A 23,786-nucleotide genomic window follows, 5' to 3' on the forward strand; every position below is an offset into this window, starting at 1 on the left:
TGGACACCCTTGTCATTGGCTAGTGGTTCCCACTACCAAGCCCACAGCGGACTTTCACCGCCAAGTTACCGCCCGTGCCGGGCACACATAAAAGAAAACCTGTAGCTATATGCTACAGGTCTTCATTTGTCTTAAGTAGTTTTTCCATGGCAGCTTGTATTCCCTCTATTTGTTGGTTGAGCTGGTTAAGAGCCTCTGCTTGCTCACCGGCAGTTTTAGAATTGATTTCAATAGCAGCTGCGATCTCCTCTGTAGTATCTTTAAAACTATTTAAAGTCTCTGCAATCTTATCTGCGTACTGACTGCTGTCTGCAGCCAATTTTCTCACTTCATCAGCTACTACACTGAAGCTTTGTCCGTACACCCCAGCCTTAGTTGCTTCAATAGATGCATTTAACCCTAGCATATTAGTTTGCTTGGCTATCTTATGCATGTAGTGTATTATCTTATCCGTTTCCTTTAGATTATTCTTAGTTTGCTGAGCAGTATTGTTAATCTCCTCTTCAGTGCTAGTAAGTTTTTCCATGCTTGCATATAGCTCCTCAGTAGCTGCTGATAGTTCATGAACACTTGCTTGCACTTCCTTGGCAACTTCCCCTGCTATTTTCTTGCGTTTAACCTGCTCTTCAAAGGATGCAATATAGTACGCCATACTGTGAGCAGCAACCTTGGCAATAGGCCTTGTAATTGTTACATCCCCTGTTATGCCAATAGTACCTATCCGCTCTCCGTCTATTTTAATTACTTGACTATGCCCAGCCCTAAGCACTTGCCCTTTTTTAGCAAACTCTTCTACATCTTCCTCAGTGATAGATATTTCATCTGTTTCACCTGCTAAAATGCGGGCAGCACCTGCATGGGTATTTCCAATTCGCGACTTGTCTTTAGCACTAATTATCTTTCCATCGTCAATACATATAACTACTGGAAAACCAGACTCTCTGGATATTACATTAGTAAGCTCTTCAGTCAAATCAACGTACTTTGTTAAATAATTATCCATTCTCCTAATCTCTCCTCATAATTTTTAGCTCCAATATTTAAAATTATTCTAGGGAGCCTTTCAGAATCCTCTAATTTTCAACATTTTATTCATAACGGAGCTTTGCCAATACCCCTTCCTTGAGAGTCAGATACCACTACATATCCCGCATTGCACACATGAGCGCCTAGCTGGGCTTGATTAGGCTTGATGTTAAAGGCCATATTAATTCAAAATCATCTTCATTGGCTCTTTTAATAGATAACATATTAATTCTCCCAAAATAAAAACATCTATTAGTTTGAATCCTAATAGATGTTTTCTTATTTACAATACTTGTATAAAAATTATACTAATCAATGGCCCTGTGCGCAATATCTTTTCTATATTGCATCTTTTCAAATTTAATCACATCTATGGCCTTGTAAGCAGATTTTACAGCCTCAGCCACTGTATCACCTTTAGCTGTAATCCCTAATACGCGCCCACCGTTAGTGTATATTTTTCCCTCTACAGCTTTGGTACCAGCGTGGAAAACTATTGCCTCATTCTCATCTACTTGATCTAATCCCGTAATCAGCTTACCCTTCTCATAACTCCCTGGATATCCACCAGAGGCTACTACCACGCAGACTGCTGCTTCTTTAGACCACTTTATCTCGATCTCGTCTAGCTTCTCTTGCTCTATTGCCTCAATAATCTCAACCAAATCTGTTTCTAGTCTCATCAATACTGGCTGAGTTTCCGGGTCTCCAAAGCGAGCATTAAATTCTAGCACTTTCGGCCCTTCCTCAGTAATCATAAGGCCCGCATAAATAACTCCAGTGTAATCTCTACCCTCTTTAGCAAGGCCCTGAATAGTGGGCTTTAGTACCTGCTCCATTACTATCTGCTCTATTTGCTCCGTATAGATGGGTGCAGGGGAATAAGCTCCCATTCCTCCTGTGTTAGGCCCCTGATCACCATCAAAAGCCCTTTTGTGGTCCTGAGATGAAACCATTGGGACAACTGTCTTCCCATCGGTAAAGGCCAAAATACTAACTTCTTCTCCTCTTAAAAACTCTTCTATGACAACCTTATCACCGGCACTGCCAAAAGCCTTGTCCTCCATCATTTCTCGAACTGCCTTTTTTGCCGTCTCTACATCCTCTGCTACTACAACACCTTTACCTGCGGCCAATCCATCTGCCTTGACCACACAGGGGACCCCTAGCTCATCTACATAATTTAGTGCTTTCTCAACGTCAGTAAATGTGGCTGCCTTTGCTGTTGGAATTTGGTATTTCTCCATTATATCTTTAGCTAAGGCCTTACTACCCTCAATCTCTGCAGCCCGCTGAGAGGGGCCAAAAGCCCTCAAACCCTTTTCACGGAACTTATCTACTACCCCTGCAACTAAGGGCGCCTCGGGCCCAACTATTGCAAGGTCTATTTTCTCATTGACAGCAAATTCTAATAGGCCTTCCACATCAGTATCCTTAATATCAACACATTGAGCAATCTGAGCAATACCTCCGTTGCCCGGTGCACAGAAAACCTTTTCCACCTTGGGACTTTGCTGTAGCTTCCACACTAAGGCGTGCTCTCGGCCACCTGCCCCTATTACTAAAACCTTAATAGCAAACACCCCCTATTTTAGTGTTTAAAATGCCTCTGACCTGTGAATACCATTATTATTCCCAGTTCATTCGCTTTGGCGATGGATTCTTCATCTCGCTTAGAGCCACCAGGCTGAATAATCGCTTTTATGCCTGCTTTCCCAGCCTCTTCTACAGAATCTGCAAAGGGGAAGAATGCATCAGATGCTAATATGGCGCCTTGAGCCTTTTCTCCTGCTTGCTCAAGAGAAATTTTAACTGATCCTACTCGGTTCATCTGTCCCGCTCCAACTCCCAGAGTAGTTCCACCTTTAGCAACAACTATTGCATTTGATTTAACGTGTTTTACAGTTTTCCAAGCAAATAATAGCTCTCTCAACATCTTCTCGTCAGGCTTAGTCTCTGTAACCACTTTTAGCTCTTGGGAAGTTACCATCTCTTTATCCGCTTCCTGTACTAAAATGCCTCCTGCAACCGCTTTAACATCTAGTTGCTTCTCATCTTGCTCAAAACTTCCTATGGCCAGTAACCTTAAGTTTTCCTTTTTCTCCAGTACGGCAATTGCCTCAGGAGTAAACTCTGGTGCTATTACTACCTCTAGGAAGATTTTACTCATTTCTGTAGCTACCGCTTCAGTAACCGGTCTATTGCAAGCAACTATTCCTCCAAAGGAAGATACTGGATCAGCCTCATAAGCCTGCTTGTAGGCAGTTGTCAAATCATCTGCTTCACTGGCACCACAAGGATTAGTGTGCTTTATTACTACTGCTGCTGGGTGATCATATTCTTTCACTAACTCTAATGCCGCATTTGCATCCATTAAGTTGTTAAATGACAGTGCTTTCCCCTGAAGTTGGGTTGCATTTGCTACATTGGAACCCTTACTCATCTGATAGAAAGCAGCCTTCTGATGAGGATTTTCTCCGTAGCGCAGGTCCTGTTTTTTCACTCCCTGTAAATTCAACTGCTCTGCAAATTCAGGCTGCTGATTGCAGGAAGATGTCTCTCCATCAGCGCATACACTGGTCAAGTACTCAGCAATAGCTTTGTCGTATCCAGCTGTATGGGTAAAAGCCTCTTTAGCTAAATTAAATCTAGTTTCAGGACTAACATTTCCCTTATCCTTAAGCTCATCGATAACTGTTTGGTAGTTTGTAGGGTTTACAATGATAGTAACCGCTGCATAATTTTTAGCCGAAGCCCTTACCATTGCAGGCCCACCGATATCTATATTCTCTATAGCTTCATCTAGGGTTACCCCCTCTTTAGCTATAGTTTCTCTAAATGGGTATAGGTTCACTGCCACTAAGTCTATTGGGGTGATTTCATTTTCTTTAAGCTGAGCTAGGTGCTCCTCATTGCGCTTGGCTAATATACCTCCGTGCACTTTTGGGTGTAAAGTCTTAACCCTTCCTTCTAAAATCTCAGGAAAATCAGTAACATCTGAAATATATGTAACTGTTACGCCATTGTCTCTTAGAGTCTTTGCAGTTCCTCCGGTTGAAACAATCTCGTAATCTAATTCTGCCAATTGTTCGGCAAATTCTACGACTCCCTCTTTGTTAGAAACACTAACTAATGCTCTCTTCTTACTCATCTAAAATCACTACCTTTCTCCCTTTCAGTTCTACCCGTTTCTCTGCTAACAACTGTAGGACCTGAGGAAATAAAGTATGCTCTTCCCGCAAAATTCGCTCAGTTAAGTCTTTTAAGGCATCTCTCTCTTTAACAGGAACAACACTTTGAGCTATTATTGGTCCCGAATCCATTCCTTCATCCACAAAGTGGACTGTGCAGCCACTGTATTTTACTCCATAATTAAATGCCTGCTCCTGCGCCTTAAGCCCTGGAAAGGCAGGTAATAAGGAGGGATGAATATTAATAATTTGGTCTCTAAAAGCCTCGATAAAGCCTTTTCTCAAAATCCTCATAAACCCCGCCAAACATATATAATCAGGAGAAAACTGCTTGCACGCGGCAATCAGTCTCTCCTCGAAGTTGTTCTCTTTTGGGTCAACAAATATGGTTTCAATCCCCTTGGATCTAGCCTTGTCCAATACAGGGGCATTTTCTTTATCACTAATAACTGCTTTAATTCGCCCAGACAATCGCTCTTCTTCTATAGCTAAGGCTATGGCCTCATAATTAGTGCCTCTGCCCGATGCCAATACTACTAGCTCTATTGGTTTCAACGGATTTTCACTTCCCCTTCACCAGCTACTACTTTTCCAAGAGTGTATACTTTTTCTCCCCGCTTTTCCAGGTCATTTCTTACCGCTTCCTCACTGTCTGGAGGTACAATTAATACCATCCCAACCCCCATATTAAAAGTGCGATACATTTCAGTTTTCTCTATTTGTCCCTTTTCTTGAATCAGCTCAAATATCTTAGGTGTATCTATTGCACTAGTGTCTATTTCTACTGCTGTCCCCAAAGGCAAAACTCTAGGAATATTCTCTATTAGGCCACCGCCAGTAATATGAGCCATCCCATCTACAGGCAAGCCTGCTTTTAGGAGAGGCATAACCGCTTTTACGTAAATTTTAGTAGGTGTCAACAATTCCTCACCTAGGGTTTTGTCCAGCATTTCAACTTGACTGTCTAAGCTCATCTCAGCTACCTCTAAAAGAACTTTTCGAACTAGTGAATATCCGTTACTGTGAATTCCCGAAGAAGGAAGTCCTAAAAGCACGTGTCCAGGTTCAATTTTAGCTCCAGTGATTATCTTTTCCTTGTCCACTATTCCCACAGTAAATCCTGCAACATCGTACTCGTCTTCACTGTAAAAACCAGGCATCTCAGCTGTCTCACCACCGATAAGAGCGCATCCCGATTGCTCACACCCATCAGCTATTCCCTTGACAATATCCGCTACCTGCTCAGGCTTAAGCTTACCCACAGCCAGGTAGTCTAAGAAAAAGAGAGGTTCTGCTCCTTGTACCAGAATATCATTAACACACATGGCTACAGCGTCTATCCCAATAGTGTCGTGTTTATCCATCATCATGGCAACCTTGAGCTTTGTGCCAACACCATCAGTTCCAGATACTAATACTGGTTCTGCATACTTGTCTTTATCTAGAGCAAATAATCCACCAAAGCCTCCAAGCTCTGTCAAAACTTCTGGTCTCCAAGTTCTCTTCACGTGGGACTTCATTAGGCTTACTGCTTCATTTCCCGCTTCAATATCTACACCTGCTTGGGCATAAGTTAGCTTTTCTTGTTTTTTATCTGCCATTGGTATCACCTTTGCCTTCCACGTCTATTGCATAGTCTCCGTTAAAGCAAGCCATGCAGAATTTTTCTGGTGGGTTCTGCATGGCTGAAAGTATCCCCTCTTGAGATAAATAGTAGAGACTGTCTGCACCAATATGGTCTCTAATGTACTCCACATCGTGCTCTGCGGCAATTAATTCATCTCGCTGCGAAGTATCAATCCCATAATAACACGGATAAAGTACTGGCGGTGAACTCACCATCATATGAACTTCTTTTACCCCAACATCTCTAAGCATCTTTACTATTTTTCGGCTTGTAGTACCCCTGACAATAGAATCATCTACCATCACAACTCGCTTTCCTTCTACTATAGATGCAATTGCATTTAACTTTAATCGCACACCCTGCTCGCGCATCTTTTGGGAAGGTTGAATAAAGGTACGGCCGATATATCTATTTTTCATTAGACCCTCTTCAAAAGGTAATCCCATTTCCTCTGCATAACCCATGGCTGGAGCAGTGCCCGAGTCGGGAACGGAAATGACAATATCCGCATCCACCGGGTTTTCTCTAGCCAGCTGCCTCCCCATGGCTCTTCTAGCATTGCGAACACCGTCTCCATCGATCACACTGTCTGGTCTGGCAAAGTATACAAATTCAAATATACAAGTAGCCTGTCGAGGTGCTGTCATAGCTTTGCGAGAGTTTATCCCGGTTTCGTCTATAACAACTATTTCCCCTGGCTCCACATCCCTGACAAAGTCAGCCCCAATAGTGTCAAGAGCACAGGTTTCTGAGGAGATTATATAGGCATCATTTAGCTTGCCGATACAAAGTGGTCTTACCCCATAGGGATCTCGCACACCAATTAGTTTATTTTCTGTCATCACAACTAGAGCGTACGCTCCTTTAATGTCTATCATACACTTCATCAATGACTCTTCAATAGAACTCTGACCATACTTGGCAATCAGATTGACTATGACCTCAGAATCTGTGGATGTTTGAAACACAGATCCTGTTGCCGTCAATGTTCTTCTGAGGCTATCGGCATTGGTCAAGTTTCCATTGTGAGCTAAGGCCAACATGCCTTGGTAATATCTAAAAACTAAGGGTTGAGCGTTTACATGAAGATTAGCGTTATCAGTAGAATAGCGCACATGACCGATAGCCAAATCCCCTTTTAAAGTATCTATCACATCGTTGTCAAATACCTCAGATACTAAACCCATATCCTTGTGCAATTCAATTTCTGTGCCGTTACTAATGGCAATGCCAGCGCTCTCCTGCCCCCTGTGTTGAAGCGCATAAAGTCCAAAATATGTCTCTCGAGCAACCTCTTCATTGGGTCCATAGATGCCGAAAACTCCACACTCTTCTGTAGGTCTTGGCATTACTATTTCAGCTGACATTCAATCGCCTCCCGCCAGGTTTTCTCTATTTTTTCTACTGGCAGCTTAATGTTTCCAGGCTCAATTATTAATTCATCTCCACCTACTGTTCCTAGCTCGGCAAAAGCTATCTTAGTAGCTGCAGCAAGTTCTTTAAGCTTCGAAACTGATTCTGGCTTCACTGATAATACAATTCTAGATTGGGACTCACTAAATAGCAGCTCAATAGGAGTTAAATCATTTGTTCCAGCTTCCACTGACACTTTAGCACCCACTTTGCCATCAATACAACTCTCAGCAATAGCTACTGCTAAACCTCCCTCTGCACAGTCATGAGCAGAGTTAACTAAACCTTGTCCTATTGCATCTAAGCAAAGTTGCTGTAGAGCTTTCTCCACATCTAAATCTAGCTCTGGAGTTTTTCCTGCCTCTAGGTCGTGAACAACTGACAAATATTCACTGCCCCCAAGTTCCTTCTTGGTCTCACCTAAAAGGACAATCACATCTCCCTCTTGCTTGAATTCAGATGTAACTCTCTTGTCAATATCTTCTATCAAACCAACTATACCTACTGTAGGTGTTGGGTAAATTGCACCTTTAGCGCTTTCATTGTAGAGACTCACATTTCCCCCGATTACAGGTGTATTAAGAACCTCACACGCCTCACTCATACCCTTTACTGCATTCTTAAATTGCCAGAATATTTCTGGTTTCTCTGGATTCCCAAAGTTAAGACAATCTGTAACAGCTAAAGGCTTGGCACCAGAGCAAACTACATTTCTAGCAGCCTCAGCTATAGCTATTTTGCCGCCTACCTCAGGGTTCAGGTATACATATCTTGAGTTACAGTCTGTACTCATTGCGATCCCTTTGTTAGTGCCTTTAATTCTCAAGACTCCTGCATCAGAACCGGGGCAAACTACTGTATTCGTTCCAGCCGTATAATCATATTGCTTATATACCCACTCTTTACTGGCAATTGTGGGTGAGGCTAATAGATTTAGTAGAATTTCATTGCAGTCTCCTGTCTCTGCAGTTTCTTTTCCATAAGCCTCTAAGTCCACATTTTTCATTTCATCTATATAGCTAGGCTTTTTAGCCTCAGGATGATAGATAGGACATTCCTCAGTAAGTGCCAGCGCTGGTACTTCTGCTGCTACCTTATCTCCCTCTTTAATTCTCAGAAGACCATCATCAGTTACTTTCCCAACTACAACTGCATTTAAGCCCCATTTTTTGAAGATCTCTTGTACTTTATCCTCAGAGCCCTTTTTAGGTATTAGAAGCATTCGCTCTTGGGATTCTGACAATAAAATCTCATAAGGTGTCATCCCTTCTTCTCTTTGGGGAACTAATGTAACATCGATTTCTAAACCTGTACCCGCTCTTGAAGCCATTTCACAGGAGGAACTGGTCAATCCTGCCGCTCCCATATCCTGCATTCCCACTACTAAATCATTTTTAATCAATTCTAGACAAGCCTCTAGCAACAGCTTCTCCATAAAAGGATCTCCCGCCTGAACTTCTGGTCGCTTTTTCTCACTATCGTCGCTCAGCTCTTCTGAGGAAAAAGTAGCTCCGTGAATTCCATCCCGGCCTGTGGTAGCACCTACAACCATCACAGAATTGCCTACTCCTGAAGCCACTCCGCGAGCAATTTCATCGTGCTTGATTAAACCTACACACATGGCGTTAACAAGGGGATTTCCTTCGTAGCATTTATTAAAGTAAACTTCTCCACCAACTGTAGGAACTCCAATGCAGTTACCATAAGCGCTGATACCTGCTACCGCTCCATCAAAAAGGTATCTTACTCTTGGATTATCCAGTTGCCCAAACCTCAAAGAGTTTAGCAGCCCAATTGGTCGCGCTCCCATTGTGAACACATCTCTAATGATACCCCCTACCCCAGTAGCCGCTCCCTGATAGGGCTCAACCGCTGTAGGGCTATTGTGACTTTCGATTTTGAAAACTACTGCCTGTCCATCTCCAATATCTACAATCCCAGCATTTTCTCCAGGTCCTTGTAGCACTTGCTCACCTGTAGTTGGGAACATGCCCAACACTGGTTTAGAATGTTTATAGCTGCAGTGCTCAGACCACATTACAGAAAATAGACCTATTTCCGTGTAATTAGGCTCTCTTCCCAAGAGCTCTACTATTTTGTCATATTCACTCTGGATTAATCCCATTTCTTCCCATGCTGGTTTAGCCATTGCTGCCACCTCTCTTTTCTTGCCACCATTTTACTATTGATTTAAAAATTAGTGCTCCGTCTGTTCCCCCAAGTATCTCTTCTGCACTTCTCTCTGGATGAGGCATCATACCTAATACGTTCTTGTCCTTGTTACAAATCCCCGCAATGTTTCCAATGGAACCATTAGGGTTACTCTCATCTAACACATTACCATCTAAATCACTATATCTAAATACAATCTGATTATTGGCCTCTAGTTCCTTATAAGTCTCTTGGTCACAGTAATAGTTGCCCTCGCCGTGAGCTATAGACAAGTCAATAATCTGATCTTGCTTTAGTAAATTAGTAAAAGGTGTATTGCTGTTTTCAACACGCAGGTTATTGTTATGACAACGGAATTTTAAGCTGGCATTTCTAAGCATTGCTCCTGGCAATAAGCCTGCCTCTAGTAATACTTGGAATCCATTGCATATTCCGATTACCAAGCCACCCTTTTTTGCAAACTCAATAATTCCTTGATTGATAGGAGAAATGCCAGCAATCGCTCCTGCTCTCAAATAGTCTCCATAGGAAAACCCACCAGGTATAATGATGCAGTCCACCTCACCTATAGAATTATTACCGTGCCAGATGTACTCTACTGGTTCTTTTAATACATTTTCCACAACATGATAGCAATCCGCATCGCCACTAGAGCCGGGATAAACAATTACTCCAAATTTCATTTTTAAACCTCCAATAGCTCAAAGCTGTAGTCTTCAATTACTGGGTTAGAAAGCAACTTATCACACATTTCTTTTACTTGCTTCTCTGCTTCTGCTCTATCCTCAGTGTTTAATTTAACTTCTAAATATTTACCAATACGCACATCCTCAACACTATTGTAATCCATGGAATTTAACGCACTCTTTAATGCAGTCCCCTGTGGATCTAAAATACTCTTTCTCAAAGTAACCTTAATTTCTGCCTTAAGCATTGTTGTTTCCTCCTCTAGTTTTTCGTATATTTGTTCTTTAATTCGATAAATTGGTTTTCTAATCCTCTATCTTTTAACATTTTGAAGCCCTATTCGATACCTACTCTTTTGAAGATGTAGTTAACGTTTTTAGTGTGATATCCATAATCAAAAAGCTCGTCAAGCTCTGTTCTAGTAAGCTTATCAGTAACTTTACTATCCTGAAGAAGCATATTCTTAAAGTCTACCTTTTGCTCCCATGCTATCATAGCATTCCGTTGAACTAGTGCATAAGCATCCTCTCGCAGCATTCCCTTGTCAACTAGACTTAACAATACCCTTTGGGAGAAAATTAAGCCTAGTGTTTGATCCACATTTTTCATCATGTGGTCTGGGTATACTAGCAGTTCTTTCATTACATCGATAAATTTAGCCAGCATATAGTCTAGTGTAATCGTGCTGTCAGGCAAGATAACCCTTTCTACCGATGAATGAGTTAAGTCCCTTTCATGCCACAGAGCCACGTTTTCTAACGCCGCTACCGCATTGCCTCGAAGTACTCGAGCTAACCCAGCTACCCTTTCACAGATAATCGGATTTCGCTTATGGGGCATTGCTGATGAGCCCTTTTGCCCTTTAGCGAACATTTCTTCAACCTCTAGGACATCGGTTCTCTGTAAATTTCTAATTTCTGTTGCCATTTTGTCTAGTGAGCTACCTACCACTGCAATAGTGGATACGTACTCTGCATGTCTGTCTCGCTGAATGATTTGAGTAGAGACCTCTGCAGGATTTAACTCAAGCTTCTCACAAACGTACTCTTCAATAAATGGATCTATATTGGCAAAAGTGCCTACTGCACCCGAGATAGCCCCTACAGATATCGTTTCTGTAGCCCGCTGAAAGCGGTTTATATTTCGGTCCATCTCTGTAACCCAAAGAGCCATTTTTAACCCGAAGGTAATAGGCTCAGCGTGTATTCCATGACTTCGCCCCATCATAACTACATCTTTGTATTTTTTGGCTTGCTCTACTAATACTTCTCGCAAATGCTTTAGCTTTTTCATAATAACGTTTGAAGCTTCTTTTAGTTGAAGAGCAGTGGCTGTGTCAAGAATATCAGAAGAAGTCATTCCCATATGGATATACTTTGACTCATCTCCCACCTTTTCTGCTACAGCCGTTAGAAACGCTAGTACATCATGCCTTGTTATCTTTTCAATTTCTTGGATTCTTTCAACATCAAAATCTGCTTTTTCTCTAATTGCCTTGGCGGCTTCTTTAGGAATGGTCCCCTGTTCTGCCATAGCTTCGCAGGCGAGAACTTCTATTTCAAGCCATTGTCGATATTTATTTTCTTCAGACCATATTTTCTTCATCTCTGGTAGCGTATACCGTTCAATCATCTATGCTGCCTCCTTATTGCTTCATTTGCTCCAGATAACCTTTATATTTAATACGCTCCAACTTATCCGCTTTGTCTTCTACCATATCCTTTAAGCTTTCCTTATAATTGGCTACCTTCTCTCTTAGTTCCTTGTTACCACATCCGAGGATCTGTAAGGCCAATAACCCAGCGTTTTGTGCACCGTTAATAGCTACTGTTGCCACAGGGACTCCTGGGGGCATTTGCACTATGGAGTAAAGGGAGTCTATTCCACTCATTGCCTTGGACTGAACTGGCACCCCAATAACTGGAAGTTCTGTTATTGCAGCAACCATTCCTGGCAAGTGAGCTGCTCCGCCTGCCCCAGCGATAATCACTTCAATCCCCCGCTCCGTTGCGGTTTTACTGTACTCAAACAATCGCTCTGGCGTCCGATGGGCTGAAACAATGGTCAGCTCATAGGGTACTTTAAATTCATCTAACACTTTAGCTGCCTTACTCATAACTGGTAAGTCTGAATCACTTCCCATGATAATTCCAACGATTGGGTTATCCTGTGTCATATTACTCCTCCTCGTTGCCACTTATTATTTTAAAATAATTTTTTGCTCTATCTCCATATTCTAAAGCCTCTTCTAGAGTAGATGCTGTAATGGTAGCATGTCCCATTTTCCTTTTTGGCACAGTCTCTTTTTTTCCATAAAAGTGAAGCTTACATCCCGGAATTGCCAGTGCTTCCCCGCAACCGGCAACTACAGCAGGTCCACTATGCCCACTCTCACCCAACAGGTTAATCATTACTACAGGTGCAAGTAGCTTTGTAGACCCTAAGGGAAGATCTGTAATAGCGCGAATATGCTGCTCAAACTGAGATGTGCGACAAGCTTCAATGGTGTAGTGACCTGAATTGTGAGGCCTTGGAGCAACTTCATTTACTAAGACATTACCTTGTTCCGTCACAAACATTTCCACACAAAAGATCCCCACTCCTTGAAAAACATCCATTACTGCAGCTGCTATTTCTCTAGACTTAGTAGCAATAGCCTCACTAACTCGCGCAGGTACAATACCTCGAATTAAGATGTTTTCCTCATGCTCATTTTCACTTAATGGATACGTTGCTACTTGTCCAGAAGCACTGCGGGCAACCATTACCGATACTTCATGGGTAAAGGGTACAAATGCCTCTACCATTAAGGAACAGTTATTCAGTGTTTCCATGGCTACCTTAATATCTTCCTGCGTTCTTATCACATAATTTCCCTTGCCATCATATCCACCTGTACAAGCTTTTAGCAGGAGTGGATATCCTAGGGCTGCTGCAGCCCTTTCCACATCTCCCCCAGTGGTGACAGGTAAAAATTCTGGTACAGGAATACCCTGCTTCTTTAATAAACCCTTTTGACTTAATTTGTTCTGAATGACCTTTAATGTTGATGGATTTGGGGAAATATCCCACCCTTTTTCATCCAGTTCTATTAGTATATCACTGTCTATATGCTCAAATTCATAAGTAGTCACTTGGCAGTGCTGAACTAAGTCTGTTATAGCTACGCAATCATCATATTTAGCTACTATCTGCCGGTCTGCCACTTGGGCTGCAGGACAATCCTCTACAGGGTCCAGTATAGTAACATGGAAACCCATTTGTTTCGCAGCAATTGTCATCATTTTGCCCAACTGCCCTCCACCAATTATACCAATCTTATGAGGAGGGTTAGCTTGAATGCGATCTAACATAATATCACTCCCTCTAATAAAAAAAAGCACCAGCGAGTAGGTCTTACTTAACAGAGAAACCTACCCGTCTGGGCTTTTATCCCTACGGTGTAACAAGGCATGTAACCTTATCTGCACCACTTGGACCAAACCTGTTAACCAACAGCGGAACCCTAGGTGCACTTTCACTGTAGTCGAGCGATTTACGGTCACCCGGTAGAAACTAGTGAGCCATATCCTCACAATTATACAGTACTATTTATTTTTCACTTATAGATTACCAGAATTATATCATATCTGTCAACATAAATTAGCGAACATTTCAGCTTTAATACCAAATAATATTCGTGTTATTTTTTTACATATAAGCTCTTTAGATGGTAACTCGCTTTTTAAGTTGGTTTTTACTATATTTAACTAATTCACCCTTGACTTTAAACATGCAGCAAGGGGATAATTAGTAGAGACAAATTCATAACAGGGGGTGACAGTTAATGTCTGTAAAAGTTATAACAGACAGTACATCTTACATACCAAAACAAATTAGAGAAAAGTTGTCTATAACTGTAATTTCACTTAGCATAAACTTTGAAACAGAAACATTTCTGGAAGAAGAGTTAGATAATCATGTTTTTTATGAAAAAATGGATCAGAGTGCAGATGTCCCCACCTCATCCCAACCTTCGCTCAATGACTTCTGTAAGCATTTTGAGCAACAGGTAAACTCCGGAAACGCCGTGGTAGGCGTATTCCTCTCTGCTGATATGAGTGGCACTTTCAGCACTGCTCAATCTGCCAAAAAATTAGTGCTAGAAAAGTATCCAGAAGCAGAAATTGAGCTGGTAGACTCCCGCTCAAACTGCATGGAGTTGGGGTTTGCAACCATAGTCGCAGCTAAGGCAGCTAAAGCAGGAGAGAGTGTCGCAGAAGTTGCCGCCAGTGCTCACCACGTCATTTCCCGTAGTAGATTTCTCTTCACTCCAGATACTTTATCCTATCTGAAAAAAGGTGGCAGAATAGGTGGAGCTGCAGCTTTAGTAGGTACAGTACTTCAAATAAAGCCCATCCTTACTGTGGTAGATGGGAAAACATCTGTTTTTACCAAGGTCCGCACAAAGAAAAAAGCTATTGAAACTATTGTAAATGCTTTCTTAGAGGATGTATCCAATAAAGGTCTAGGAGATGCCACAGTTCACCACATCAATAATGAAGCTGAAGGAAGAGAGGTTGCTGAGCTTATAAAAGAAAAAACAGGAAAAACAATCAGTCTTACATCAATTGGCCCAGTTATAGGCCTCCACGTTGGTCCCGGGGCAATTGGTATAGCCTATTATACAGAAGAGTAGATTGTGAGCTTGGCTTTGATGCCAAGCTCTTTTCATTAGGTTGAATAGGTAAAAAAATTAAAATAATAGGACATTTGCGCCGCATATTGTGAAATAGTGCACTATGTGTTATTCTTAAATTGAGCTTGTAATAAATAGTACTAAATGATTTATAAATAAATTATACTAATTTTAAAGGGGGAATCTCAATGAAAGATGTAGCATTACAAAAAAACGAACTTAACTTCGACGTATTTGAATTGGCAAACAAAAGAAAATCACAAAAGAAAGATTATGAGCCAAAGACAGACAGAATACTTACCTGCTTTGATGTAGATATATCAAAGGTTTCATTGTTAAAAATACTTAGAGGTAAATAAATATAGAGTCAGTGGCTTGAATTAATAGCCACTGGCTCTTATTATTTTACGTTAAATTCCATTGCCATTTCATTTAATTCTTCAGAAATACTAGCTAGTTTTGTTGAAGAGTTAGTAATCTTTTCAATGAAATCTGTTGTTTTCCCAGTCCCACTAGCAATTTGCTGAGCCCCATGAGAGCTTTGGTTTATAGAACTAGATACCATTTCCATTGCCTTACTTACTTCTTTTACTGAGACTAATGCCTTATTACTCATATCCGCTGTTATACTAGATATTTCAAAAAATCTATTTGCGTCTTTTTCATATGTACTACCCACATCCATAAATTTCTTGTAATCTTCTATGACTTCTGAGTTTACAAATTCCAAAAGTTGATTAGCATCCTCTATCAGTGTTGCAATTGCATCGTGTACTTGTCCTGTTAATGTTTGAATATTTTCAACTGCTTGACTAGACTCTGCTGCCAGCTTCCTCACTTCTTCTGCTACTACGGCAAAACCTTTTCCATGTTCTCCTGCCCTAGCAGCTTCTATAGCAGCGTTTAAGGCTAATAAATTTGTCTGATCTGCTATTTCAGAAATAGAATTGGCCATGCTGGATATTTCATCAGCAATTTCTGCTTTTTCAATTGCACTTATCATTTTTTTATGAATTTCTTCATATATTTCATTTGCCTTATGGGTAGCCTGCTCCGTTTCTTCCTTTAACTTAACCGCTCTAACCTCAATCTCTTTAGACTGATGCTTGGCTTCGTTTGACTGATCCTCTAAACTCCCCATTATAGTGTCCATCTCTTCGCTAGAAGCAGTAATTTCTTCTGTAGATGCAGATACTTCTTCTAAGCTAGCAGATATTTCTTCTGTAGAGGAGTATATCTCTTGCATATCTGCTGAAGCACTGTCTGTTGCCTTAGAAAGTTCTTGAGCAAACTCTGTCAATTGTTCAGATTTTTTCTGCATTCTTTGCATCATGTTAATCTGCTTGTCCTGCATCAAGTTAAAATACTCTCCTAATACTTGCATTTCATCTCGAGATTCAATGTTAACTTTCGCAGTTAGGTCACCCTCACCTGCCTGTTTCAGTTCTTCTATTACTTGGTTGAGTTTTCTAAGTATAATAAACTCTAAAGCTACAGAAATAATTATTGTAACCACCACTATATTAATAGTTGTGGACACATATATTGCTATATTTTCTCCCACCAGTCCTGTTTGATGCACCAAATCTTCAATTTTTACACCTATCATGGGACTTATTAAAAGGGCAATCACTATCCCAATTAAAATTTTACTCCGTATACTTATGGGTACTTTATCAAGTGCTGTTATTTTATTTTCTATTTCTTTTACATATCTTTTATGCTTTTTGTCTTTGTTCATACTTTCCCCCCTAAATTTTTAAAATATGTTGAAGTGGCAACCTACATCCCATAGCCAACCACTTTTACAGTTTTACTAATTAGACTTTAAACTGATTAATTAGTTTACTCAAATCCTCAGACATTTTAGCAAGCCTACCTGATGCCTCATTTATTTCTGCCATAGAACTGGAAGTATCGCTAGTTCCTGAGGCTATTTGATCTGCACCTTCAGCACTCTGCCCTATAGTCTCGGTAACTTCATTGATTGAGCGAGTAACTTCACCTACTGCATGCAACACTTCTTCCCCCATACTGGCCGCTTGATCTGTAATGGTGTAAAAGGTATGTGCGTCATTTTTATATTCCTCTGCTGTTTCTAGAAATTTTTTGTAATCTTCATTTACATCCGTGGTTACAAATTGCAATAACTGATTTGCATCTCCAACTAGGGTTCTAATGTTTCCTTGAACCTGGGCAGTAAGGTCTTGAATACTTGTCACAGTTTCGGTTGAATTAGTAGCAAGCTTTCTAACTTCTTCAGCTACCACTGCAAAGCCTCTACCCTGCTCTCCTGCTCTAGCAGCTTCTATAGCAGCGTTGAGCGCTAAAAGATTTGTCTGTTCTGCAATGTCAGCTATCTGGTCAGCCATATTAGAAATCTGATCTACTATTTTAGCTTTCTCAATGCCTACTTTTAACCGAGCGTCTAACTCTGTATAAATTTCAAATGCTTTTTGCTGACCTTCCTCTACTTCTCCTTGAACTTTTAACGCCTTTGCTTCTATTTCTTTAGCCGTCTGATTTCCTCGCTTCATGCTACCTACTAGCTCGCTAGTTGAGGCATTCATTTGCTCACTGGAAGCAGATATCTCCTCCGCAGCCGCAGAGACTTCTTCTAGACTTGCAGATATTTCTTCAGTTGATGCGGATACTTCTTTCATATTGGCTGAAGAGTTCTCCGATACGGCAGACATCTGCTGGCTAGAAGACGCTAGCTCTTGTGCAGAATTTTGGATTTCCCCAATAGTATTACGGAAACCTTGATTTAATGTTGCCAGAGAACTTGTCAACTCCCCAATTTCATCGTTTCGGTTCAAATACTCTTCTGGAATATTTTGTGTCAAATCACCAGAGACCATTTTAGCAGTAAATTGACTAGAGGCCTTCATCGGTTTTGCAATCACATTGCCTATGTAAACAGCTACTAAAATTCCTAATATAAGAAAGGCAAGGGATACCATAAGAATAATCGTTCTTAAATCAGCCAAGCTTGCTAGAAGTTCATCTTCTGCAGCTACAATACCTACACTCCAGCCAGTACTAGGGATTGTAGCAACCCCAATATGCATTTCATCACCATCTAATTCATAACTAATTACTCCCGAGTTACCTAGCCCTAGTTCCTGCACAGCCAGTCCCCAATTTTGCAAACTGCCTCCTGTCTCCACCTCTATTATGGCATTTCTTCTATTCATTATATGTTCACCAACAGGGTGAGCATAAATAGTTCCATCAGCTCCGGTTATGTAAGCGTATCCTTGCTCACCATAGCCCATGCGATCGGTAATTACATTGAGGGCATATCCAGGACGACGGGTTATCAACACTCCTCCTACTTCCCCGCTCATATCATAAATTGGCGCAGCATACATTAGCACAGCTGCGTCAGTCACTCTACTAATTAGTACATCTGAAACGTTGCTTTCTCCTGCTAGTGCTCGTTGAACATATTCTCTATCTCCTAAATATGTTTCTGTTCCATCAACATAGCGGGCCGTACCATCAGGGGTAACAACCCCTAGGCCTAAGTAGCCCTGCTCCTCTAATCTCGAAAATTCATTCTGCAAAGTAGCTAGTTGCTGTTCCCAGTCCATAGTTCGTATTTCACTTCTATTGGCTATAGTCTCAATAACATTAAGATTTCCCTGAATAACAGCATCAACACTTTCAGCTCCTTCCTCTGCTAAAAGCAATAGTGCATCTTCCGCTTCACTGATTAGAGTATTTGAACTAAATTGATATGTAGTTAACCCTAACCCTAAACATACAATTATAATTAAAATTCCCACATACATTGCAATTCGTTTAGCTAAATTTAACTTCATCACCCTAAACTCCTTCCTTTTTATAACCTTAAAAACAACCTTAAAAGGTTGCCAGAAGTAAGTATACATTTATTTTAGTACTTTCTTCCTATATGCGCAATGCTTTTTACGACAAATTATACAAAAGAAAAGTGGTTAGCTCTTTCCTGAAGGAAGGAGCTAACCACTTTTCTTTATTGCTAATTACTTTTTACTCCCACTCAATAGTACCAGGGGGCTTTGATGTTATATCGTATACAACTCTATTTATATCTCTCAGTTCATTAACCACTCTCTTTGAGATACTTTCCATAACATCATAAGGCAATCTAGCCCAATCTGCCGTCATGGCATCGTCACTGGTTACTGCTCGTAGAATTAAAGTATAAGCATAGGTCCGCTCATCGCCCATAACACCAACACTCTTGATGTCTGGAAGCACTGCAAAGTACTGCCATACCTCTTTACCCAATCCTGCTTTTATAATTTCATCTCTTACAATAAAGTCTGCATCTCTAAGTATGTCCAGCTTCTCCTTAGTTACCTCACCTAAGATGCGGATACCTAGTCCAGGACCAGGGAAAGGCTGTCGCCAAACTAATTCAGCAGGTATACCCAGTTCCTCTCCTAACTTTCTCACTTCATCCTTGAACAAATCGCGCAGTGGCTCTACAAGTTCAAACTGCATATCCTCAGGCAATCCACCCACATTGTGGTGAGATTTTATCACTGCCGCTGTTTCCGTGCCACTTTCTACTACATCAGAGTACAAAGTACCCTGCACCAAAAAGTCCACTTGTCCTAGCTTTGCAGCTTCAGCCTCAAATGTTCGGATAAACTCATTGCCAATTACTTTTCGCTTCGCTTCTGGGTCAGTTACGCCTTTCAGCTTTTCTAAGAACTTTGCTTCGTCATTAACAAATACTAAGTTCATGTTAAACTTTTCAGTAAAGATTTCTTTTACCTGAATCGCCTCATCCTTGCGCATTAGGCCGTGATCCACAAATACACATGTAAGCTGATCTCCTACTGCTCTGTGCACTAATACAGCCGCAACAGAGGAGTCCACTCCCCCACTAAGACCACAGAGAACCTTTTTGTCTCCTACTTGCTTCTTAATCTTATCAGTCAACTGGTCTATTAGTGATTCCATAGTCCATTTCCCTGAGCAACCACAAATATCATAAAGAAAATTTCCTAGCATTTTTTGTCCCTGAGGCGTATGCTTAACCTCAGGATGGAATTGTACTCCGTAAAAGCCCTTTTCCGCATTGGCAAAACCAGCTACAGGAACGTTGTCCGTTTTAGCAGTAACAACAAAACCCTCCGGAGGAGCTAGTACTTGATCTCCATGACTCATCCAGCAAACCTGATCTGGAGTAAGGTCTTTAAAAATCAGTGCATCGTTATCCAAGGTTACTTGAGTTTTTCCATACTCTCGATGAACAGCTGACTTAACATCTCCACCAAGCAAGTGCGCCATTAACTGCATCCCATAGCAGATGCCTAGTACAGGTACTCCAATCTCAAATAGCTGAGCGCTACAGCCAGGAGCTCCCTCTGCATAGACACTAGATGGCCCACCAGTTAGCACAATCCCCTTTGGATTTTTTGCCTTTATTTCTTCAATTGGAGTTTTATACGAAATCATTTCACAATACACATTTGCTTCTCTAATCCTGCGGGCAATTAACTGGTTATATTGCCCTCCAAAGTCAATAACCAAAATCGTCTCTTGTTGCATTTATCTTCCTCCCTAGCTGTAAACTTCTCTCTTTAATATTCCTATGTAAGGTAGGTTTCTGTACTTCTCATTGTAGTCTAAGCCGTATCCCACTAGAAACTCATCGGGTACTTCATATCCGTTGTACTCAGCTTTCACATCAACCCGTCTGCGCTCTGGCTTGTCCAAAAATGTGCAAACCTTAACACTAGCGGGTTTTCTAGAATTAAGTGCTTCTATCAAATACTTGAGAGTAAGGCCTGTGTCCACAATGTCTTCCACAATCAATACATGCCTTCCTTCTATACTTTTTTCTAAATCCATGAGAATCCTCACAACACCTGATGATTCACTGGATGCTCCATAGCTAGAAACTGCCATGAAATCAGTTTCTATAGGAATTTTTATGGCTCTAACTAAATCTCCCATGAAGATAAAGGCACCCTTTAGAATCCCCACAACCAACAAATCTTTTCCTCTATAGTCACGGGAAATACTGTCTCCCAGTTCATCAACTCTTACTTTTATCTGTTCATGTGAGAACAGCACAGTTTCGATATCCTTTTGCAAACCCATCTGCCCCTCTCATGACTTATTTTTTTCGACAAAAATTTTCTTTTGATTATATCAGTCAGCGTACATTATGTCAATATAAAAGCCCCCTTGTCTCTTAGACAAAAGAGCTTTAACATTATACTTTATTTAGGTTTTTCCAAATCTACCTTCTTGTCAAAATCCCATAAATTAATATTGAAAATCAGATAATTGTTCGGGTTTTGAATATTAAAGGCCTTTATCTCAGCTATAGATATTTTCTTAGAACCTTTATCTACCCATAAGCGATAAGTAAAGTCTTCCCAATATAGCTCTAATAATTCATTGTTAATGTCAGGTTCGCAGGTTAACACATACATTTTGTTTCCACTTACCTTTTCAATACCGTGGTATTCTATCTCACTAAGCTGAGTAAAGTTAAAGTTACTCATCGGGTTTATTTCCGCCATCATTACTTCCATATCTGTCACTGTGTTGGGAAATTCCATCCACTTATCAGACACAGGATCTCTCTGATATGTAATGTCCTCAAATTGATAAATCTCCACATCAGTTTCATACATATTGCCTTTAATATGAAAATCAGTTTCATTGGCCTTTATTCCCTCAATATCAGTCCAAAGGTGCTCCTTGCCATCACTAACCATACTTAATTTTACTGAATACCTATAGCTCTTAGCCCCAGTTGTTCTTTCAAGGGTCTCCGTCATAAGTTCTTCAGGTATAACTTTGGTCTGCTCCTTATAAATTGCAACACCTGCCACAGCTAAAATAATAACCAGTATCCCCGCAAGTGCAATTTTCCAGTTAAACTTAAAATTTAATTTATCTAGCAAAATCCCTCGCCTCCTGCTTCACTAGCTTCATCTAATTTCTATGAAGCAGAAGAATTGTTATTACTGGAAATTTATGTTAGAACACTGTCCCTTCTGCAACTATTTTACAAATAGATAGGCTTACTATTGATGCCGTTTGTGTAAATCATCAGTTTTTCCAGAAGTATAACCAATTGCTAAGTCAAGCTTTGGTGAAGAAGATGTGCTATTCTTATTCCAGGTGTTCACAAGACTGGTTATTCTATTTTTTATCTGCTTTGTCTTATCCTCACTACATCCTGGTAATAAAAGTAAGAATTCGTCTCCACCATAGCGAATGGCAATATCAGTATCTTTACGAATCGATTTTTTTAGAATATTAGCCGTTTGTTGTAGGATTTTATCGCCTTCAGCGTGACCGTACTCATCATTAATTTGCTTAAATTTATTTATATCTATTACCAGAACTCCAGAAAGCTCTGTATCAATTTTAATTACACCACTAATTAGTTGCTTCATATATTGCCTGTTATAGAGTCCTGTGAGACCATCGGTAATAGCCATTTCCTTAACTGTTTGGTATTTATATTGTAGTTTTTGATGAGCTTTTTCTAGCTCCTGCTTTAGTGTAACTTCTTCTGTGGCATCTCTACTGATAACTATCACACCTTGAAACTCGGGTAACGAAACCATGGAAAGCTGACTCTTAACCCAGCGTCCACAGCTATGAATAGTGCGATGCCAAGAGCGTTTAGGCATATTTTTCTGCTGCAGCTTCTCTTGAAATTTTTCTTTTAGATTATCTGGATGACAGTTAATGATGTTGTACATATTTCCTTGCTCATCCTTCTTTATCCCTAATAATTTTTCGCTTTCCGGATTTGCATAAACAATTTCTCCGTTTAAATTAACTAGGGTAACCCCTACATCTATATCATGGATTATTTTATTAATTAAGGTTTCAGAGAGCTTTTGGTTGTTCATATGTTTTCACCTCACATTTACATCTTGTAGTTCTAGCCATGCCTCTACTAATTTGGGATCAAATTGCGTGCCCGAATTTTTCTCAATCTCTTTTAAAGCTACTTCTTCGCTTAACGCCTTCCGATAAGGTCTATCTGATGTCATTGCATCATAGGTGTCCGCAATGGCAATTATCTTAGCACCTAAAGGGATTTCATCGCCTGAGAGGCCATCAGGATAACCCGTACCATTATATCGCTCGTGATGATGTTGGATATATGGAATTAACTGTTTTACTGGTGCAATTGGTTGAAGAATTTTTGCACCAATATTGGGATGTAATTTAATTGTATTAAACTCTTCTTGGGTTAATGGCCCGTTCTTATTTAGAATATCATCTTTAATACCAATTTTACCTAAATCGTGTAGAGATGCGGCTAAGCGAATATTGTTTATTTCTTCTTCAGCTAAATTTATGTGTTTTGCTATTTTTATTGCGTATTCAGCTACCCTTTCCGAGTGACCACAAGTATACTCGTCCTTAGCCTCTAGAGTGCGCACAAGAGCTTCAATATGTAATAATAAGAGCTTTTCTTTAACATTGGCTAGTGATTTAGATTCTCTAAGCTCTTCTTGTATTTCATTGTATTTAGGCGTTAGAAACATAAATATCTCCACCTTTAGTAAAAAAATATTTCAAATTCACAATAACCGTCACCATTAGAAAAGCTCTTTGTTTGCGTAGACTTAGTATTTTTGTTATAAATAGCTTCCATAGCTCCTGCAATTAGTCCACTTTCAAAATCACAAAATAGTTTACCTAAATCAGGCAATCCTGCGCATGTCATACATTCTTGCACTTGAACTATTAGAATTGTATTATCAATTCTTGTTACCTTAGGTATGCCGATTTTGTACTTTTTTACAAATATCAAAAACTCATCCAATGTCCTTAGGTTAAGTTCTTTTCCTACGCGCTTACCTACCATATACAAAGTGGGCCCAGTACTCTCTCCTAATATTTCTTGCATTCCAATTAGGCGTAGCAACCTGAATGTATCTAGTGGCACATGAGAGCCTAGCGTTGGTCTGGTAATACTCCCTAAGTCAGATAAATTAACTTTTTCCAT

The 23,786-nt window shown here is 40.4% G+C and carries 22 protein-coding genes and 1 riboswitch; of the genes, 2 read left to right on the forward strand and 20 right to left on the reverse strand.

The window, feature by feature from the left end:
* Window positions 1-112: 112 nt before the first annotated feature.
* The 12 genes from GGQ84_RS10675 to purK form a co-directional block, all read right to left on the reverse strand.
* A complete protein-coding gene (locus GGQ84_RS10675) occupies window positions 113-1,003 on the reverse strand; it encodes a methyl-accepting chemotaxis protein (protein ID WP_429162477.1) in 891 nt (296 codons plus the stop codon).
* Window positions 1,004-1,334: 331 nt separating this feature from the next.
* Complete coding sequence (gene purD, locus GGQ84_RS10680) at window positions 1,335-2,600, reverse strand: phosphoribosylamine--glycine ligase (protein WP_429162542.1); 1,266 nt, start codon at window positions 2,598-2,600, stop codon at window positions 1,335-1,337.
* A gap of 17 nt (window positions 2,601-2,617) precedes the next feature.
* Window positions 2,618-4,177 (reverse strand): bifunctional phosphoribosylaminoimidazolecarboxamide formyltransferase/IMP cyclohydrolase, encoded by a 1,560-nt coding sequence (purH, locus tag GGQ84_RS10685; protein WP_429162479.1) that lies wholly within the window; start codon window positions 4,175-4,177, stop codon window positions 2,618-2,620.
* Complete coding sequence (purN, locus tag GGQ84_RS10690; RefSeq protein WP_429162480.1) at window positions 4,170-4,772, reverse strand: phosphoribosylglycinamide formyltransferase; 603 nt, start codon at window positions 4,770-4,772, stop codon at window positions 4,170-4,172. The genes purH and purN overlap by 8 nt, the downstream gene beginning before the upstream one ends.
* Window positions 4,769-5,818, reverse strand: a complete 1,050-nt coding sequence (purM, locus tag GGQ84_RS10695) for a phosphoribosylformylglycinamidine cyclo-ligase (RefSeq protein ID WP_429162482.1) — start codon at window positions 5,816-5,818, stop codon at window positions 4,769-4,771. Before purM ends, purN begins: the two co-directional genes overlap by 4 nt.
* Entirely contained in the window at window positions 5,808-7,211 is a 1,404-nt protein-coding gene (purF, locus tag GGQ84_RS10700) for an amidophosphoribosyltransferase (protein WP_429162483.1), read from the reverse strand. The genes purM and purF overlap by 11 nt, the downstream gene beginning before the upstream one ends.
* The gene (gene purL / locus GGQ84_RS10705; RefSeq protein ID WP_429162485.1) at window positions 7,196-9,406 is read right to left on the reverse strand and encodes a phosphoribosylformylglycinamidine synthase subunit PurL; all 2,211 of its coding nucleotides are present in this window, start codon (window positions 9,404-9,406) and stop codon (window positions 7,196-7,198) included. The genes purF and purL overlap by 16 nt, the downstream gene beginning before the upstream one ends.
* Complete coding sequence (gene purQ / locus GGQ84_RS10710; protein WP_429162487.1) at window positions 9,399-10,112, reverse strand: phosphoribosylformylglycinamidine synthase subunit PurQ; 714 nt, start codon at window positions 10,110-10,112, stop codon at window positions 9,399-9,401. The genes purL and purQ overlap by 8 nt, the downstream gene beginning before the upstream one ends.
* Before the next feature lie 2 nt (window positions 10,113-10,114).
* Window positions 10,115-10,363 carry a phosphoribosylformylglycinamidine synthase subunit PurS gene (purS, locus tag GGQ84_RS10715; RefSeq protein WP_429162488.1) on the reverse strand — a complete coding sequence of 83 codons (249 nt, stop codon included), beginning with the start codon at window positions 10,361-10,363 and terminating at the stop codon, window positions 10,115-10,117.
* A gap of 89 nt (window positions 10,364-10,452) precedes the next feature.
* Window positions 10,453-11,748 carry an adenylosuccinate lyase gene (gene purB, locus GGQ84_RS10720; RefSeq protein ID WP_429162490.1) on the reverse strand — a complete coding sequence of 432 codons (1,296 nt, stop codon included), beginning with the start codon at window positions 11,746-11,748 and terminating at the stop codon, window positions 10,453-10,455.
* Window positions 11,749-11,761: 13 nt separating this feature from the next.
* On the reverse strand, window positions 11,762-12,292 hold the full coding sequence (gene purE, locus GGQ84_RS10725) for a 5-(carboxyamino)imidazole ribonucleotide mutase (protein ID WP_429162492.1): 531 nt from the start codon (window positions 12,290-12,292) through the stop codon (window positions 11,762-11,764).
* Window position 12,293: 1 nt separating this feature from the next.
* Complete coding sequence (gene purK, locus GGQ84_RS10730; RefSeq protein ID WP_429162494.1) at window positions 12,294-13,469, reverse strand: 5-(carboxyamino)imidazole ribonucleotide synthase; 1,176 nt, start codon at window positions 13,467-13,469, stop codon at window positions 12,294-12,296.
* A 150-nt stretch (window positions 13,470-13,619) separates the two neighbouring features.
* A riboswitch (purine riboswitch) is annotated at window positions 13,620-13,721 on the reverse strand.
* A gap of 221 nt (window positions 13,722-13,942) precedes the next feature.
* Here purK and GGQ84_RS10735 point away from each other — a divergent pair.
* Window positions 13,943-14,794 (forward strand): DegV family protein, encoded by an 852-nt coding sequence (locus GGQ84_RS10735; protein WP_429162496.1) that lies wholly within the window; start codon window positions 13,943-13,945, stop codon window positions 14,792-14,794.
* 188 nt (window positions 14,795-14,982) lie between these two features.
* Window positions 14,983-15,153 carry a hypothetical protein gene (locus GGQ84_RS10740; RefSeq protein ID WP_429162498.1) on the forward strand — a complete coding sequence of 57 codons (171 nt, stop codon included), beginning with the start codon at window positions 14,983-14,985 and terminating at the stop codon, window positions 15,151-15,153.
* A 41-nt stretch (window positions 15,154-15,194) separates the two neighbouring features.
* Here the strand turns inward: GGQ84_RS10740 and GGQ84_RS10745 are convergent, their stop codons facing one another.
* From GGQ84_RS10745 to GGQ84_RS10780, 8 genes are all read right to left on the reverse strand, one after another.
* A complete protein-coding gene (locus GGQ84_RS10745; protein WP_429162500.1) occupies window positions 15,195-16,535 on the reverse strand; it encodes a methyl-accepting chemotaxis protein in 1,341 nt (446 codons plus the stop codon).
* 79 nt (window positions 16,536-16,614) lie between these two features.
* Complete coding sequence (locus tag GGQ84_RS10750; RefSeq protein WP_429162502.1) at window positions 16,615-18,621, reverse strand: methyl-accepting chemotaxis protein; 2,007 nt, start codon at window positions 18,619-18,621, stop codon at window positions 16,615-16,617.
* 190 nt (window positions 18,622-18,811) lie between these two features.
* The gene (gene guaA / locus GGQ84_RS10755) at window positions 18,812-20,344 is read right to left on the reverse strand and encodes a glutamine-hydrolyzing GMP synthase (protein ID WP_429162504.1); all 1,533 of its coding nucleotides are present in this window, start codon (window positions 20,342-20,344) and stop codon (window positions 18,812-18,814) included.
* A gap of 12 nt (window positions 20,345-20,356) precedes the next feature.
* Window positions 20,357-20,893, reverse strand: a complete 537-nt coding sequence (hpt, locus tag GGQ84_RS10760) for a hypoxanthine phosphoribosyltransferase (RefSeq protein ID WP_429162543.1) — start codon at window positions 20,891-20,893, stop codon at window positions 20,357-20,359.
* Between the two features lie 128 nt (window positions 20,894-21,021).
* Window positions 21,022-21,714, reverse strand: coding sequence for a hypothetical protein (locus tag GGQ84_RS10765; RefSeq protein ID WP_429162506.1), 693 nt, complete (start codon window positions 21,712-21,714; stop codon window positions 21,022-21,024).
* A gap of 123 nt (window positions 21,715-21,837) precedes the next feature.
* On the reverse strand, window positions 21,838-22,677 hold the full coding sequence (locus tag GGQ84_RS10770) for a sensor domain-containing diguanylate cyclase (protein ID WP_429162508.1): 840 nt from the start codon (window positions 22,675-22,677) through the stop codon (window positions 21,838-21,840).
* 6 nt (window positions 22,678-22,683) lie between these two features.
* Entirely contained in the window at window positions 22,684-23,322 is a 639-nt protein-coding gene (locus GGQ84_RS10775; RefSeq protein WP_429162510.1) for an HD-GYP domain-containing protein, read from the reverse strand.
* Window positions 23,323-23,336: 14 nt separating this feature from the next.
* On the reverse strand, window positions 23,337-23,786 hold the full coding sequence (locus GGQ84_RS10780; RefSeq protein WP_429162512.1) for a DUF2507 domain-containing protein: 450 nt from the start codon (window positions 23,784-23,786) through the stop codon (window positions 23,337-23,339).

The organism is Desulfitispora alkaliphila, assembly GCF_050433185.1.
GTDB lineage: Bacteria > Bacillota > Desulfitisporia > Desulfitisporales > Desulfitisporaceae > Desulfitispora > Desulfitispora alkaliphila.

Excerpts from the sequence above, each read along its gene's own strand:
- guaA (WP_429162504.1), bottom strand. The coding sequence starts at position 20,344 with ATGCAACAAGAGACGATTTTGGTTATTGACTTTGGAGGGCAATATAAC.
- GGQ84_RS10780 (WP_429162512.1), bottom strand. The coding sequence starts at position 23,786 with ATGGAAAAAGTTAATTTATCTGACTTAGGGAGTATTACCAGACCAACG.
- GGQ84_RS10675 (WP_429162477.1), bottom strand. The coding sequence starts at position 1,003 with ATGGATAATTATTTAACAAAGTACGTTGATTTGACTGAAGAGCTTACT.
- purF (WP_429162483.1), bottom strand. The coding sequence starts at position 7,211 with ATGTCAGCTGAAATAGTAATGCCAAGACCTACAGAAGAGTGTGGAGTT.
- purE (WP_429162492.1), bottom strand. The coding sequence starts at position 12,292 with ATGACACAGGATAACCCAATCGTTGGAATTATCATGGGAAGTGATTCA.
- purB (WP_429162490.1), bottom strand. The coding sequence starts at position 11,748 with ATGATTGAACGGTATACGCTACCAGAGATGAAGAAAATATGGTCTGAA.
- GGQ84_RS10740 (WP_429162498.1), top strand. The coding sequence starts at position 14,983 with ATGAAAGATGTAGCATTACAAAAAAACGAACTTAACTTCGACGTATTT.
- purS (WP_429162488.1), bottom strand. The coding sequence starts at position 10,363 with ATGCTTAAGGCAGAAATTAAGGTTACTTTGAGAAAGAGTATTTTAGAT.
- purM (WP_429162482.1), bottom strand. The coding sequence starts at position 5,818 with ATGGCAGATAAAAAACAAGAAAAGCTAACTTATGCCCAAGCAGGTGTA.
- purK (WP_429162494.1), bottom strand. The coding sequence starts at position 13,469 with ATGTTAGATCGCATTCAAGCTAACCCTCCTCATAAGATTGGTATAATT.
- purQ (WP_429162487.1), bottom strand. The coding sequence starts at position 10,112 with ATGAAATTTGGAGTAATTGTTTATCCCGGCTCTAGTGGCGATGCGGAT.
- purL (WP_429162485.1), bottom strand. The coding sequence starts at position 9,406 with ATGGCTAAACCAGCATGGGAAGAAATGGGATTAATCCAGAGTGAATAT.
- purH (WP_429162479.1), bottom strand. The coding sequence starts at position 4,177 with ATGAGTAAGAAGAGAGCATTAGTTAGTGTTTCTAACAAAGAGGGAGTC.
- GGQ84_RS10770 (WP_429162508.1), bottom strand. The coding sequence starts at position 22,677 with ATGAACAACCAAAAGCTCTCTGAAACCTTAATTAATAAAATAATCCAT.
- GGQ84_RS10750 (WP_429162502.1), bottom strand. The coding sequence starts at position 18,621 with ATGAAGTTAAATTTAGCTAAACGAATTGCAATGTATGTGGGAATTTTA.
- GGQ84_RS10775 (WP_429162510.1), bottom strand. The coding sequence starts at position 23,322 with ATGTTTCTAACGCCTAAATACAATGAAATACAAGAAGAGCTTAGAGAA.
- GGQ84_RS10735 (WP_429162496.1), top strand. The coding sequence starts at position 13,943 with ATGTCTGTAAAAGTTATAACAGACAGTACATCTTACATACCAAAACAA.
- GGQ84_RS10745 (WP_429162500.1), bottom strand. The coding sequence starts at position 16,535 with ATGAACAAAGACAAAAAGCATAAAAGATATGTAAAAGAAATAGAAAAT.